This window comes from Maricaulis sp. (assembly GCF_030149235.1).
Taxonomy (GTDB): Bacteria; Pseudomonadota; Alphaproteobacteria; order Caulobacterales; family Maricaulaceae; genus Maricaulis.
This window is the reverse complement of record NZ_JASBRW010000022.1, coordinates 1-15,217: the sequence shown is the minus strand read 5'-3', so window position 1 is coordinate 15,217 and position 15,217 is coordinate 1. Positions and strand designations below refer to the sequence as shown.

The following is a 15,217-nucleotide window of genomic DNA, read 5'->3' as shown; positions in this document are numbered from 1 at the left end:
GAACTTGTAACCGCGGCGGTATTCGAACTTATCGACGGCCTTCATCAGGCCGATATTGCCTTCCTGGATCAGGTCGAGGAATTGCAGGCCGCGATTGGTGTATTTCTTGGCGATGGAGATGACGAGACGCAGATTGGCCTCAACCATTTCCTTCTTGGCCACACGGGCCTCACGCTCGCCCTTCTGCACGGTACGCACAATGCGGCGCAGATCCTCAATCGGCACGCCGGCGCGCTGCGTCAGATCGGCGATTTCATCGCGGATGGCATTGGCATCGGTCGCTTCGCGTTCAATGAAACGATCCCAGGCCTTCGAAGTACCGGCCATGGACTGCGGCCAGTCCGGGCTCAGTTCGTTGCCGAAATAGCTGTCCATGAACTGGGCCCGCGGCACACCATGGGCATCAGCCATGCGAAGGAGCTTGCCCTCAAGCGACATGCGCTCCTTGTTGATGGCGTAGAGCTGCTCAACCAGCGCCTCGATACGGGCGTTGTTGAGGTGCATGGTGTTGAGCGCGGTGACGATCGAGTTCTGTGTCGACTCGTATTTCTCACGGCTCTGCTTGGTCAGGTCCTTGCCTTCGATACGCGCGGCAACGAGCTTGTCCTGCAGTTTGCGGAAGGCGGCGAAATCGGTGGCGATACCGTCAAGCGTCTCCATGACGCCTTCGCGCAGCTCGGCTTCCATCGCGGACAGCGACAGGGCGGCGCCGTCATCGTCATCATCATCGTCGGAATTCTCGGAGCTCTCGCCCTCTTCACCCTCTTCGCCTTCGGCCTTGGCGTCGTCTTCATCCTCGTCTTCGGGATCATCCGCCTTGGGACCGGTGGCCGGGATCGGGGTTTCACCTTCAGCGGTTTCGCCCTCGCCTTCGCCCTCTTCCTCGCTCTCGCCCTGCTGACCGCCATAGGTCGCGTCGAGATCGATAATGTCACGCAGCAGGACCTGGCCTTCCTGCAATTCCTCGCGCCACACCATGATGGCTTCGAAGGTCAGCGGGCTCTCGCACAGACCGCGGATCATCGCATTGCGGGCGGGCTCGATGCGTTTGGCAATGGCGATCTCGCCCTCGCGGGACAGGAGCTCGACCGAGCCCATTTCGCGCAGGTACATGCGCACCGGGTCATCAGTACGGTCGGCAGAGGAACCGGTATTCTGACCGGTGACCGCAGTCTTCGCTGCCGTCGCTACAGCCTTGCTGTCGCTGGCCGGAGCGGCGGCGTTTTCATCCTCGCGGTCGTCCTCGGCATCATCATCCTTGTCGATGACGTTGATGCCCATCTCGGACAGCTGTGCGAGCACGTCCTCGATCTGCTCAGACGAGAACTCCTCGCTCGGCAGCACGGCATTAAGCTCGTCATGGGTGACGTAGCCGCGCTTCTTGGCGTTCTTGATGAAGTTCTTGACGGTCTGATCGGTAAGATCGAGCAGCGGTCCGTCCTGTTGTTCCGATGCTTCGTTGGCTTCGGCCGGCTTTGTCATCTAATCGTCCCTGGTCGCACGAGTGGTATGTGCGCGATTTGATTTCGTCTCAATCGGACTCGTCTCTGGCGTTCTCACGGCGATAGGCTTCGCTGATGCTTCGAACGCTTTCGGAGTCATTCTCTGTGATTTTCTTCTCTGCGAGCGCGCGGAGGTCTTCGCGCTGCTCCTGGCTGCCACACTGTCTCATATAGACAGAAGCCAGCCGTCTCCAAGCCCCGGCCCGCACCGAAACTGAAACGTCTGGTCCACCTATAGTCGCCCGCATGGGCCCCCGATTGACTTCCAAGCGTTGAATATCTTGCGCAAATCCGCGCGACAGAAGCTCTGCCTGAAGCTCGCTGGAAGACACAGCCGGTCCGAGAGAGCATGCGTCTAAAACGGCGTCACGTAAATTGTCAAGCGATCCAAAGGAAATAAGTGCGATTTCTTCAATCAGTTCCTCGACCAGATCGGGCCATTCCAGGAGCGCAACCAACAGCATCATGGCATTGGTATTGGTCACGCCCCGGCGCAGATCGGCGGCGTCCACCCGACCTTGCTGCACGCCCAGCCGGCGTTTCATTTCCGCCGACGCCCCCAGCCGCACCTGGCGACCGCCACGCCAATCACGCTGTCCACCCCGGCCCTGATAGCCCTGATCCCGCCGCGGCGGCCCGAATGCGGCATCCATGCGACGCTCGAACTCGGCCTTGTATTCTTCGCGGACATCGGAATTGGCGATGGTCGAGGTCAGCGCCCGGATGCGCTTGCGGAAACCGGCCCGGCGGTCCGGGTCCGTCAGCGGTTCCAGTTCAACTTCATGGTCCCAGAGCACGTCGATCAGGGCCCGCGTCTCCTCGACTAGGCCATGCAAGGCCTTGGGACCGCTGGCGCTGAGCACATCATCGGGGTCCTGACCTTCCGGCATGAAAGCAAAACGCAGGGTGCGGCCCGGCTCGAGCAAGGGCAGGGCACGCTCTGCGGCCTTCAGCGCTGCAGCCTGACCGGCACGGTCACCATCCAGGCACATGACTGGCTCATCGCCGGCCCGCCAGAGCAATTGCAGCTGTTCCTCGGTTACGGCTGTCCCCAGCGGGGCCACCGCCTGTTCCAGACCGGCCCGGGCCAGGGCAATGACGTCGAGATAACCCTCGGCGACGATCAAGCCCTTGGCGCCGGCCTTGGGATCGGCGGCCGCGCGGCGCGCCTTGGGGAAATTGTAGAGGACGGAGCCCTTGTGGAAGATCGGCGTCTCTGGCGAGTTAAGATATTTCGCCCGCACATCCTTCGACAATGCACGCCCGCCAAACGCCACCAGCCGGCCGCGCGGGTCGTGGATCGGGAACATGATGCGATCGCGGAACCGGTCATAGGGCGAGCCATCATCGGGCTGGATCAGAAGCCCGCACTCGATGAGATCATCGACCGGTGCACCGGCGGTCACCAGCTCATCCTTGAGATCATGCCGCCCGGCCGGCGCGTAGCCAATACCGAAATGCTTGCAGTCGAGACCGGTCAGACCGCGGCCCTTGAGATAATCACGCGCATGCTCGGCCTGGGGCGAGCGCAGCGCGCGCAGGAAAAAAGCCTGGGCGGCCTCCATCCACTCGACGAGCGATTTGCGGCGCTGGGTGCGTTCTTCTTGCTGCGGATCCGGCTCAGGCAAGGACAAGCCCGCCTCGGCCGCCAAACGCTCGGCGGCCTCCATGAAGGACAGGCCCTCAATCTCCTGCAGCCAGGAAAAGGCGTCGCCATGCTTGCCAGAGGAAAAGCAGTGGTAAAAACGCTTATCATCATTGACGTAGAAGGAGGGCGTCTTCTCCTTCTTGAAGGGCGACAGGCCAACGAATTCGCGGCCCTGGCGCTTCAGCTGGACAGACCGTCCAACGAGGTCGGACAGGCGCACACGGCCCTTGATTTCGTCGATGAAGTCTTCACCCAGGCGCATAGCGCTCCTGCTTGCCTACCTATCCAGCATGGCCAGACAGGTTGGCCGGAAAAACCGGCCACGTCACTAGTGCGTTATGCAGCGCCCGTGAGTAGGTCTTTGACCTTGGCGCCCGCCTTGCCGAAATCCATACGGCCGGCATAGCGCGATTTCAGCTCGGCCATGCAACGCCCCATATCCTTGAGCCCGTTCGCCTCCAGATCGGAGACGACATTCGCCGTGGCATCGGCAATTTCGCCATCGTCCATTGGCTTGGGCAAGAATTCCGCCACGATCGCGGCTTCGCCACGCTCCGCCTCAGCGAGATCGAGACGACCGGCTTTTTCATACGTATCGGCGCTTTCCTCACGCTGCTTTTGCAGCTTTTGCAGGATGGCCATGATTTCGGTTTCCTCGCAGCCACCGCAGCGGTCTTCTGCGCGGGCAGCGATGTCACGGTCCTTGATGGCCGCAGAAATCAGACGCAGCGTCGACAGACGCGCCTTGTCCTTCGCCTTGAGGGCGGTTTTGAGTTCTGCGGAAATCCGGTCGCGGAGCTTCATGAGATTAACTCGCTTTGCTTCGGCACAATGCCAAACCTGCGTGATCTGCCTTTATGTGGGTGGCATTTTTGTCGACGCAACTGACGTTTGGCGCGTGCTTCAAATCCTTCGTGGTCTGGCACTCATTATTGCTGCGCTGAAAAGCGCGCCTCCCCAAACCAAGGAGCGGGTCATTATGCCGTCTGTGTGAAAGAATCAAGACACTTTTCGCGATGACGTGACGGGCAGGCTCGCCGGTATTGACCCCGGGTCTGGGACAGACTAGTGACCCGGCCGTTTATCCGGCGGTCGACGCCGGCGCGATTCCGCGTCATAAGGCGCCAAACAGGAGACCGCCCCATGTCCGATATTCAAACCGACCGCCCGACCGCCGCTCTCGCGCTGGCAGATGGAAGCGTTTTCGTCGGTACGGGCAGCGGCGCGACCGGCATTGCCACCGGCGAGCTCTGTTTCAACACGGCCATGACCGGCCACCAGGAAATCCTCGCGGATCCGTCCTATGCCGGCCAGGTCGTCTGCTTCACCTTCCCGCATGTCGGCAATGTCGGCGCCAATCCGGAAGACGAGGAGGCCACCAGCGCGCCTGCGAAAAAAGCCGCGGTCGGCATGGTCAGCCGGGTCGAGATCACCCCGCCGGCCAATTACCGTGCCGAACAGGCGTTTGAAGAATGGATGCGGGCCCGCGGTATTGTCTCCATCTCCGGTATCGACACCCGCGCCCTGACCCGCCGCATCCGCGAGCATGGCATGCCGATGTGCGCCATCGCTTACGACCCGTCCGGCGCGATCGATATCGAGGCCCTCAAAGCTGCCGCGGCCGGCGCCACCTCGATGGAAGGCCGTGAACTCGCGGCCGATGTCGCCCGCGAAAGCGGTGGCGACTGGACTGAGGGCGCCTGGAGCTGGGATGAAGGCTTTGCCGAGGGTCCCAAAGACGGTCCGCGCGTCGTCGTGCTCGATTATGGTGTGAAGGCCAATATCCTGCGCCTGCTGGTCGATGCCGGTGCCCGCGTCGCCGTGGTGCCTGGAAAAACCAGTGCCGAGGACGTGCTGAAAATGTCCCCGGACGGTGTTGTCGTCTCCAATGGCCCGGGCGATCCGGCGGCGACCGGCGAATACGCCCTGCCGACGCTGAAAGGCCTGATCGAGGCCGGCACACCGATGCTGGGTATTTGCCTGGGCCACCAGATGCTGGCCTTGGCAGTGGGCGGCAAGACGATCAAGATGGCCCAGGGTCATCACGGCGCCAATCACCCGGTGAAGAACCATGAGACCGGCCAGGTTGAGATCGTGTCGATGAATCACGGCTTCGCCGTCGACGGCGCCTCCCTGCCGGAGGGTGCCATCGAAACCCATGTCTCCCTGTTCGACGGCACCAATTGCGGCTTCAAACTCGCCGACAAGCCGGTCCAGGCCGTCCAGCACCACCCGGAAGCCAGCCCGGGACCGCAGGACAGTTTCGGCGTGTTTAAGGGGTTTGTCGGATCGCTGGGCAGCAAAACGCCTGCCTGACCGCGGCCCAATAGCGCTGGCGCCGGGCCACCGAACCGCGCTAGCGTCACCTCATGCCGTTTTTGCTCGACCGCCGCTCCGTCCTGCTTTCCGCTGCTGCGCTGGCCGCCTGCGGTCGCAACGAAATTCCCGCGGACACACTCCGCGTTGGCGTCGCCAACCTGCCCGACAGTCTCGACCCAGCGCGCGGCGAGCTCTCTGCCGCGGCGCTGATCTATTACCAGGTGCATGCCGGGCTGACCGATTACGGGCCCGATGGCGAACTGGCCCCGGGCCTGGCAGAGAGCTGGAGCATCAGCCCGGACGGTTTGACCTGGACCTTTACCTTGCGGGAGGAGCTGGCCTGGTCTGATGGCCGACCGCTAACCGCGCATGACATCGTCTGGTCAGCCCAGCGCCTGGTGGACCCGGCCGAGAGTTTTTCCGATCTGGGCGATTTCTACGCCGTCGAAAACGCCCGCGCCGCCCTCGCCGGAGACGTGCCGCCCCAGGCGCTCGGCGTCACGGCGCTGAATGACCGCATGGTCTCTTTCCGCCTGACAACACCGCTCGGCCTGTTCCCGGTTTTGATGCGCGAATTCTATCCCTTCCCACGCCATCTCATCGAACGGGTCGGCGATGACTGGGTCGAGCCGGAATACTGGGTCTCAGCTGGCGCCTACAAGGTCGAGAGCGTCAGCCAGACGGCAATCAGCCTGATCCGCAATCCGCATTACTATGGTCGTGCCGGTGTATCCATTCCGCGCATTGAAGTGCTCTCGGTACGTGATGATGCCACACGGGTGCGCTTGTTCCGGGCGGGCGACCTCGATCTCGCCCAGAACCCGCCCGCCAACCAGATCAGCTTCCTGCAAGGCGAGCTTGGCGACCGGCTGCGTGGCTTCGAGGCGCCCATCCTGCGCTATCTCAAGCTCAACCATGCCCGCAGCCCGCTCGATCAGCTTGAAAACCGGATCGTGCTGGCCCGGGCCGTCGACCGGGACTTTATCGCCCGCGAAGTCTTTGCCGGATCAGCCAGCGCTAGCGCCAGTGTGCTCAAGGACAGCCCCAACACAATCCCACCCGCCCCGGACAGTTTCCAGTTCGAACGCCCCCTGGAAATCCGCACGACAACGGGCATGGGCGAACGCATTGCCGTCGCCCTGGCCGATGACTGGCGCCGGATCGGGGTCGAGACGGAAATCCTGGTCAGCTATCCGACCGATCTCTACCAGGCGGTCGATGCCGGCGATTTCGATATTGCCGTGGCCGGATTCAATCGCGGTCTGAAAGCGGATCCCTTCTTCATGCTCGATCCGTTCGGTCCGACTGGTTTCGCCGCCAATTTCAACTGGGTTGATGATCAATTCGCGGCGATCATGCAGGCCGCCCGCGAAGAAAATGATCCAGGCTTGCGGGCCGAGACCTATTTCGCTGCCGAAGCCAGGCTGATGCAGGAAGCCGCCATTGTCACCCTGGCCCATGAACGCGCCCACTGGCTGGTCGAAACCCGCGTCACCGGCACCCGCGACAGCGTGCAACCCATGCTTTGGCGCAATCTGGGTATCACCGCGAGCTGACAGAACACATGATCTAAGTCACAACGCCTCTCGCCTTCCGTTCGAATCCGGGCTAGGAACCCCGCTCAGCATCCAATTCAAACGCGACACACTTCTCCGGGCCTTTCCGGTGGGGTGAAACGCGCACGCACGCGAGCAGGACCGCCCATGCCCAAACGTTCCGATCTGAACTCCATTCTCATCATCGGCGCCGGCCCGATCGTTATCGGCCAGGCCTGCGAATTCGACTATTCCGGGGTTCAGGCGGTCAAGGCGCTCAAGGAAGAGGGCTATCGGGTCATCCTGGTCAATTCCAATCCGGCGACGATCATGACCGACCCGGAACTGGCCGATGCGACTTATATCGAGCCGATCACGCCGGAAATGGTCGCCAAGGTGATCGAGAAGGAACGCCCGGACGCCCTGCTCCCGACCATGGGTGGACAGACGGCGCTGAACTGTGCCCTGGAGCTCGACAAGCGCGGCGTTCTTGATCTCTTCGGCGTCGAGATGATCGGCGCCAAGGCCGATGTCATCGACAAGGCGGAAAACCGCGAGCGCTTCCGCGCCGCCATGGACAAGCTCGGCCTGGAGAGCCCGCGCTCGCGCGTCGTGCACTCCATGGCTGAGGCGGAAGCCGTCATGAGCGAAATCGGCCTGCCGTCCATTATCCGTCCGTCCTTCACCCTGGGCGGAACGGGCGGCGGCATCGCTTACAATATCGAAGAATATCGCGAGATCTGCCAGAGCGGGCTCGATGCCTCGCCCGTGACGGAAATCCTGGTCGAGGAATCCATTGTCGGGTGGAAAGAGTTCGAGATGGAAGTCGTCCGCGACAAGGCGGACAATTGCATCATTATCTGTTCGATCGAGAATATCGATCCGATGGGCGTCCATACCGGTGACTCGATCACGGTGGCTCCAGCCCTGACCCTGACCGACAAGGAATACCAGATCATGCGCACCGCCTCGATTGCGGTCCTGCGCGAGATCGGTGTCGAGACCGGGGGCTCCAACGTGCAGTTCGCGGTCAATCCGAAGGATGGCCGCCTAGTCGTCATCGAGATGAATCCGCGCGTTTCGCGCTCTTCCGCCCTGGCTTCCAAGGCCACCGGCTTCCCGATCGCCAAGGTCGCGGCCAAACTGGCCATTGGCTACACGCTCGACGAAATCGCCAATGACATTACCGCCGGCGCGACGCCAGCGAGCTTTGAGCCGACGATCGACTATGTCGTCACCAAGATCCCGCGCTTTGCGTTTGAGAAATACCCGGGCGCTGATTCCAACCTGACCACCTCCATGAAGTCGGTGGGTGAGGCCATGGCCATTGGCCGGTCCTTCCAGGAAAGCATGCAGAAAGCCCTGCGCTCGCTGGAAACCGGTCTGGACGGGTTTGACGAGATCGAGATCCAGGGCGCCGATGAAGCTACCGATGAGGCGACCCGCAAGGAAGCGGTGCGTGCCGCCCTGACCAATCCGACGCCGGACCGCCTGCGTGTCATCGCCCAGGCCTTCCGCGAAGGCCTTACCCTGGACGAGGTGGAGCGTGCGTCTCTTTACGAGCCCTGGTTCCTGCGCCAGATCGAAGCGCTGGTGCATGCCGAGAATGAGGTCTCGACCATGGGCTTGCCGGCAGACGCCAAGGCCTTCCGCCAACTCAAGATGATGGGCTTTTCCGACGCCCGACTGGCCAAGCTGACCGGCAAGACCGAGGCCGAAGTGCGCAAGGCCCGCCGTGATCTGGGCGTGCGCCCGGTGTTCAAGCGCGTGGACACCTGCGCCGCCGAATTCCGTGCCGCCACGCCGTATATGTATTCATGCTACGAAACGCCGGGCTATGACGGTATCGCCGATTGCGAAAGCGAGCCGAGCGGCGCCAAGAAAGCCATCATCCTGGGCGGCGGCCCGAACCGGATCGGCCAGGGCATCGAGTTCGATTATTGCTGCTGTCACGCCGCCTTCGCCTTCGCCGAGATGGGCCTTGAGTCGATCATGGTGAACTGCAACCCGGAAACGGTTTCGACCGATTACGACACGGCGGACCGGCTCTATTTCGAGCCGCTGACCATCGAGGACACGCTCGAACTGATTGAGACGGAACGCCAGAATGGAGAATTGCTCGGCGTGGTCGTCCAGTATGGCGGCCAGACCCCGCTGAAACTGGCCGGCGAGCTTGAAGCGGAAGGCGTGCCGATCCTCGGCACCCTGCCCGATGCCATCGACCTGGCGGAAGACCGCGACCGTTTCAAACAATTGCTCGACGACCTCGGCCTGAAACAGCCGCCCAATGCGATTGTCCGCTCCGAGGAAGAGGCCCGCGCGGCCGCCGAGAAACTCGGCTTCCCGCTGGTGCTGCGCCCGTCCTATGTGCTCGGCGGCCGGGCCATGGAGATTGTCCGCGAGACCGACAGTTTCGAGCGCTATCTGCGCGAGGCGGTCAATGTCTCCGGCAATTCACCGCTGCTGCTCGATCGCTATCTCACCGACGCTGACGAGGTCGATGTCGACGCCATCTGCGATGGCGAGGATGTCTGGGTGGCTGGTGTGATGCAGCATATCGAGGAGGCCGGCGTGCATTCCGGTGACAGTGCCTGCTCCCTGCCGCCCTATTCCCTGTCTGACGAGATGATCTCCGAGCTCAAGCGCCAGGCTGTTGAAATGGCTAAGGCCATTGGCGTGCGCGGGCTGATGAATGTCCAGTTCGCGGTCAAGGACGACATCATCTACGTGCTCGAGGTCAATCCGCGTGCCTCGCGGACCGTGCCCTTCGTGGCCAAGGCGATCGGCGAACCGGTCGCCAAGCTGGCGGCCAAGGTCATGGCCGGCGCCAAGCTGTCCGACTTCAACCTCTCCGACCCGGCGCCGAAACATGTCTCGGTCAAGGAAGCGGTGATGCCGTTTGCGCGCTTCCCGGGCGTCGACCCGGTGCTGGGGCCGGAAATGCGTTCAACCGGCGAGGTCATGGGGATCGACACCCTGTTCGAGGCGGCCTTTGCCAAGGCAGAGCTCGGCGCAGGCATCGCCCTGCCGCGCACCGGCTCCGTCTTCATCTCCCTCAAGGAAAGCGACAAGGCGGCGATGATCGATCCGGCACGGGTGCTGGTGATGCTCGGTTTCACCATTCTGGCCACCGGCGGCACAGCCACGACGTTCGAGGATGCCGGCGTTCCGGTGACGCGCGTCAACAAGGTATTTGAAGGCCGGCCGCATATTGTCGACCTGATGAAAAACGGCGAGGTCCAGTTGATCTTCAACACGACTGAGGGCCGCCAGTCACACCTGGACAGCTATTCCATCCGTCGCACGGCGCTGGACATGAAGATCCCCTGTTACACGACGGCCTCAGCCGCAAGGGCAGCAATCGCTTCGCTGCGCCGCATCGATGACGGTGCGCTCGAACCAATGTCGATTCAGTCCTACAACACCTGAAACGAAGCCGGCCGCACCTGATACAGATGCGGCCGGTCTCATTGTCACGTGTGGCCAGGCGCCGCCAAGGTTGCGCCCGCCATGATGCGGGCTGCGCCTGCACTGGCAGGTCGTTGGAAATCCGAATCAGATCGGCCTTGCCGTCATTGATCACATTGGCGCCACCAATCCACCAGTTATTGAGCCAAGACGAGCTGCCGGGGGGCCGGGCGCTGAGTGCATTTTGCACGATCGAAACGCTCTCGGTGTGCTTGCGCTGAGCGGACTGCAAACCTACTCTTGATAGCGACAGCACTCAGCGCTAGCGTTTTGAGCTCTCCCGAAGATAAGTGGTCGCATGAACAAGATCCCCATGACCGCCGCGGGTCACCAGGCCCTCGACGAAGAAATGAAACATTTGAAGACCGTGGAACGCCCCGCCGTCATTGCAGCGATTGCTGAGGCGCGCGAACACGGCGACCTGTCCGAGAATGCGGAGTACCACGCGGCCAAGGAGCGCCAGGGCTATATCGAAGGCCGCCTGGCCGAGCTCGAGGACAAGCTGGCCCGGTCCCAGGTGATCGACGTGTCCCGGATGAGCGGCGAGAACGTGAAGTTCGGCGCGACCGTCACCGTGTTCGACGAGGATACAGAGGAAGAGTCGACCTACCAGATCGTTGGTGATGACGAAGCGGATGTGAAAGCGGGCAAGATCTCGATCTCCTCGCCGATCTCGCGCGCCATGATCAACAAGGAAGTCGGCGACGTCGTCGAGGTCAACGCTCCGGGCGGCCTCAAGTCCTACGAGATCGTCAAGGTCGAGTGGGTCTGACGACTCCGGCCCACAACCGATAGGCTGAACGGCCGGAGCTGCCACTCCGGCCGTTCTTGCGATCCGGTTTTGGGAATGCGGAGCAGGCTAGAAACTCCCCGGACCGCAATCCCGGTTATCTCAGGTCCTGGCGGGCCGGCAGGCCTGGTATGTGTGTGCCCGGATCGATCCGCTCGCCATTATGACGCAACTCGACATGGACATGCGGTCCGGTCGAGGCGCCGGTCGATCCGACCTCACCAATCTGGCTGCCCGCCTGCACGACTTCACCAACCTCGACATCAATGATGTGCATGTGGGCGTAAAGCGTTGACCAGCCATCGCCGTGGTCAATCACCACTGTATTGCCCCAGCGAGCCGAACCGTTGAAGCCCATCTCGGCATGGGTAATGACGCCAGCACCGGGGGCCGTAATGGCGGTTCCGGTGGGCGCCGCAACATCAACGCCATGATGCATGCGCGGGGCACCCGCCGGACGCGCGGGGCGATCACCATAGAGGCTGGTGATCCGGCCATCGGTGACGGTGTGGGAGAAATCGGGCGCATCAACCAGCAACCCCACCGCCACGCTGCCGGAGGCGATGACGCGCGGCGCGTGCTGCGCTGACGGCGCAGACGCAATCACGAAACTGTCCGCTTCAATAGTCAGGCCCGCCGGTTCCGCCAGCGGCGCGGCAACAGGTTCCGCCGCTTGGGTGAGCGATGCCGGAAGCGGTGCAATAGAGGCGCGTGGCCGCGGCTCGGGGCGCGGTTCGGCAAGCGGCGCCGGTTCGGCTGACGGCTCGGCGGTCGCAGACGCCAGTGGCGCGATAGCAGGCAGCGGCTCGGCATAGACCGGCACCTGCCGCTCGACACGGTCAGTCATCAGGGTCTGGGCCAGAGCGACCGGGCTGAGCACGGCACTGGCGGCCAGAACGATCATGGAGGCTGAACGGGCTGTGCCAGGCCGGCGGTTCAGAATGGCTTTGATACGCATTTCACGTAGTCTCCGATTATCGGCTCCGAATGCCGAGGCGGGGGCAGAAGCCGCCTGCATCAGACCGATCAAACTCGCCGCATAGGGCTTACGTGCCCCGCTTCCCAAAATCTCCATCACCTCGGCGTCGCAGGCGATCTCGCGCGCCGCATCAAGGTGAAATTCGATCTGGCGCAGGGGCCAGTGAAACCAGAAGACCGTCTTCAAGGCGATGCCGATGAGCCGGTCGCGTTCATCCCCGCGGCGCAAATGCACCAGCTCGTGCAGGAGGGCGAAACGCGCCGTTTGCGGAGTCTCGGCCAGATCGTCCGGAGCCAGGATCACCTCGCGCCACCCGGTCAGCACCGGGCTGTCGACATCCTGGCGTACCAGGAGTTCCGGCAAGCGCGCGCCGCTGAGACGCGCGGCTCCACGCAGCAAGGCGTCAATGGCGGGATCGCCAGGCCTAGCCTCAGCCAGCAGGCGACCGCGGGCCCGGTGCCGGCGCCAGCAGCCGTAAAGCGCCAGGGCCAGCCCGAGACCGTAAAGCCCCCCAAGCAGACGGGTCACGGACGGCCAGCGCACGGAATTAGACTGGGACGACATCGCGACCGGCCCCGCCTCCAACGGCGCATGGAAATCGACAGCGAGCTCTACAGCCGGGGCGGCAACCACGACTTCGCGCGTCTGCGGCACGAAATGGATCAGGGGAGCGGCCAGGATAGGCAGCAAGACCAGCACCCGGAAGGCGCGCCAGATCAGGTCGCCAAGCGGGCCGAAGCGGCGCTCAAGCATACGTCCGCCCGCCAGCAGGATGGCGCCGGCAGCACAGGAGGCGATGACGCCGAGCAGGAGCGCCTGGGCCAGTCCACTCATTGCTCATCCTCCTCGAGCAGACGGGAAAGCGCTTCGGCCTCTTCCTGGGTGAACAGACGGCTGGACGCGAAGGCCGTGGCCGGCAGGGGCTGGTCGAGTTCGAGAACCTTGGAGGCGAAATCGCGTATGAGATCGCTCATCAGCGAGACTTTCTCGACGCTTGCCTCGAAGACGGAGAGACCGTGCACATCCTTTCGCGCAACCAGACCCTTGTCCGCCATGCGTGTGATCAGGGTGCGGGTGGTGGAGTAGGACCAGCCGGTTTCCGGTTCGACCTTGGTGTGAATCTCGCGTGCGCTCTGCGCGCCACTGGCCCAGAGCTGTTTGAGAACTGCCAGTTCAGACTGGGACGGCTGGGCTGGGTTGGCCTTGCTCACGCGATCACCTCATAGCGTTGTCGCTACGCTTGTAGCACTGCGCTACAAGTGTCGCAACCCCGCAATTCCGTGCGCCTTGACGGCGCCGGCCCTGCGGTCTCTAACCGGACGATGGACGACACGCTTTCTAATTCTGCTCCGGCCCGTATCTGGGTCGTGTCCGATGGCCGCCGCGGCATTGAAAACCAGGCCCTGGGCCTGGCCGAGGCGGTCGCCCGGCGCAGCGTGGCAGAGGTAGCGATCCACAAGGTCGTGGTACGCAAGGACCGCTACGTCACCCTGCCCGATAGCCCGCCGCCGGATCTGTGGATTGGCTGCGGCCGCGCGGCCATCCCGCTGGTGCGCAAACATCGTCAGATCTTTCCGGACTGTGTCTTTGTCTACGTCCAAGATCCGCGTACCCAGTACAATGAATTCGACCTGATCATCGCGCCGGAACATGACCGGCTGTGCCGCGACAATGCGGTCAGCATGATCGGCTCGCCCAACCGGATCACCCTGGCCCAGCTGGAAACCGCGCAGCAGGATTTCGCGGCCCGGATCGACACCCTGCCCGCACCGCGCGCGGCCGTCCTGATCGGCGGCAAGTCCAAGCGTTTCGAGATGACGGGCGAGATCCAGGACTATTTGGTGCGCCGACTGGAGCAATTGCAGGACCAGGGCGTCAGCCTGATGATCACCGTCTCGCGGCGTACACCAGCGGCAGTCGCCAAGCAGCTGCGTGACAGGTTCCACAACCGCGACAGCGTCTGGTTCTTCGATGGTGAGGGCGAGAACCCCTATTTCGCCTTCCTGGCCGCCGCTGACTGGATCTTTGTCACAGAAGAATCAACCAATATGCTGGTCGAGGCCGCCGCCACTGGCCGTCCGGTCTACGCCCTGCCCATGGCCGGCCAGCCGGGCAAATTCGGGCGTCTGCACGCCGCCCTGGTAGGCCATGGTGCCCTCAAACCCTATCTCGGCCGTCTCGAGCGATGGACCTATCCGCCGCTATTCGAGACGGACCGGGTCGCCGATATTCTCATTCGCCGCTGGCAGGCCCTGTCGGCTGCCAGCCCCAAAAAGGAGCCAACCGCATGAGCCAGCCCGCTGTAGAAGTCGTTCGTCACGACCGCATCATCCTCGCCGCCCAGCCTGACCTTGCTGCCCTGGATGCCTGGGCAGACGCTGGCGCCAAGGCGCTGGTCAATTCGCGCACGCCGGAAGAAACCGCCAGCCTGCCCTTTGATCTCAAGGCCGAAGTGGAAGCGCGCGGCCTGACCTATCTCGAACTGCCGATTGGCGGGTCCTATGGCGCCTCCCCGGCCCTGGCCGGGCAACTCGCCGAGCTGCTCGACAGCACCGAGGGCGATGTCGTCATGCATTGCAAATCCGGCACCCGCTCGGCCCATCTTTATGGCGCTCTCCTGCTGAGCCGTGACGCCTCCATCGCCAATGTCTTTGATCACATCGGCTGGCCCGGCGGCCGCGACCCGAACATGGTCGCCGCGCTGATGCCCGGTGACGGCGCCTAGCCCTCACACAACACAGTACTGCAACCGCGCACTGCAACGGTGGGCGGGCAATTTCAAAAACTGGTCTTATATAGGAGTCAGACGACTCGGCGCCGTCCTGCGCCGCGCATTCAAAAGACTTAAGGAAGACCCATGTCGGACACGCGTCACTCGCGCCTCATCATCATCGGCTCGGGCGCAGCAGGCTACACCGCTGCGATCTACGCCGCCCGCGCCATGCTCGAGCCCACCCTGATCGCCGGCCTGCAGCC

General features: G+C 63.0%; 12 protein-coding genes. 7 read left to right on the top strand and 5 right to left on the bottom strand.

What is annotated here, in order from left to right; genetic code table 11:
* The 3 genes from Q1V51_RS03530 to Q1V51_RS03520 all read right to left on the bottom strand — a co-directional run.
* On the bottom strand, positions 1-1,482 hold a 1,482-nt coding region (locus Q1V51_RS03530; protein ID WP_300552930.1), incomplete at its 3' end, for a sigma-70 family RNA polymerase sigma factor.
* Positions 1,483-1,531: 49 nt separating this feature from the next.
* Positions 1,532-3,412 (bottom strand): DNA primase, encoded by a 1,881-nt coding sequence (gene dnaG, locus Q1V51_RS03525; RefSeq protein WP_300552927.1) that lies wholly within the window; start codon positions 3,410-3,412, stop codon positions 1,532-1,534.
* 74 nt (positions 3,413-3,486) lie between these two features.
* Positions 3,487-3,954: a GatB/YqeY domain-containing protein gene (locus Q1V51_RS03520; protein ID WP_300552925.1), complete on the bottom strand. Its 468-nt coding sequence runs from the start codon at positions 3,952-3,954 to the stop codon at positions 3,487-3,489.
* 339 nt (positions 3,955-4,293) lie between these two features.
* On the opposite strand from Q1V51_RS03520, the gene carA reads away from it, so the two are divergent.
* The 4 genes from carA to greA all read left to right on the top strand — a co-directional run bounded on the left by carA (position 4,294) and on the right by greA (position 11,244).
* Positions 4,294-5,466 (top strand): glutamine-hydrolyzing carbamoyl-phosphate synthase small subunit, encoded by a 1,173-nt coding sequence (gene carA / locus Q1V51_RS03515; RefSeq protein ID WP_300552923.1) that lies wholly within the window; start codon positions 4,294-4,296, stop codon positions 5,464-5,466.
* Between the two features lie 53 nt (positions 5,467-5,519).
* Entirely contained in the window at positions 5,520-7,025 is a 1,506-nt protein-coding gene (locus Q1V51_RS03510) for a peptide ABC transporter substrate-binding protein (protein WP_300552920.1), read from the top strand.
* 147 nt (positions 7,026-7,172) lie between these two features.
* Positions 7,173-10,433, top strand: coding sequence for a carbamoyl-phosphate synthase large subunit (gene carB, locus Q1V51_RS03505; protein WP_300552917.1), 3,261 nt, complete (start codon positions 7,173-7,175; stop codon positions 10,431-10,433).
* Positions 10,434-10,770: 337 nt separating this feature from the next.
* The gene (gene greA / locus Q1V51_RS03500; protein WP_300552915.1) at positions 10,771-11,244 is read left to right on the top strand and encodes a transcription elongation factor GreA; all 474 of its coding nucleotides are present in this window, start codon (positions 10,771-10,773) and stop codon (positions 11,242-11,244) included.
* Positions 11,245-11,359: 115 nt separating this feature from the next.
* On the opposite strand, the gene Q1V51_RS03495 is transcribed toward greA, so the two are convergent.
* Both Q1V51_RS03495 and Q1V51_RS03490 read right to left on the bottom strand, forming a co-directional pair.
* Entirely contained in the window at positions 11,360-13,075 is a 1,716-nt protein-coding gene (locus tag Q1V51_RS03495) for a peptidoglycan DD-metalloendopeptidase family protein (RefSeq protein ID WP_300552912.1), read from the bottom strand.
* The gene (locus Q1V51_RS03490; protein ID WP_300552910.1) at positions 13,072-13,452 is read right to left on the bottom strand and encodes a BlaI/MecI/CopY family transcriptional regulator; all 381 of its coding nucleotides are present in this window, start codon (positions 13,450-13,452) and stop codon (positions 13,072-13,074) included. Before Q1V51_RS03490 ends, Q1V51_RS03495 begins: the two co-directional genes overlap by 4 nt.
* A 111-nt stretch (positions 13,453-13,563) precedes the next feature.
* Here Q1V51_RS03490 and Q1V51_RS03485 point away from each other — a divergent pair, with 111 nt between their 5' ends.
* The 3 genes from Q1V51_RS03485 to Q1V51_RS13435 all read left to right on the top strand — a co-directional run.
* Positions 13,564-14,532: a mitochondrial fission ELM1 family protein gene (locus Q1V51_RS03485; protein ID WP_300552908.1), complete on the top strand. Its 969-nt coding sequence runs from the start codon at positions 13,564-13,566 to the stop codon at positions 14,530-14,532.
* Positions 14,529-14,966, top strand: coding sequence for a sulfur transferase domain-containing protein (locus Q1V51_RS03480; RefSeq protein ID WP_300552905.1), 438 nt, complete (start codon positions 14,529-14,531; stop codon positions 14,964-14,966). The genes Q1V51_RS03485 and Q1V51_RS03480 overlap by 4 nt, the downstream gene beginning before the upstream one ends.
* A 132-nt stretch (positions 14,967-15,098) precedes the next feature.
* Positions 15,099-15,217 (top strand): FAD-binding protein (locus tag Q1V51_RS13435; RefSeq protein ID WP_366145068.1); only part of this gene is annotated, 119 nt, incomplete at its 3' end.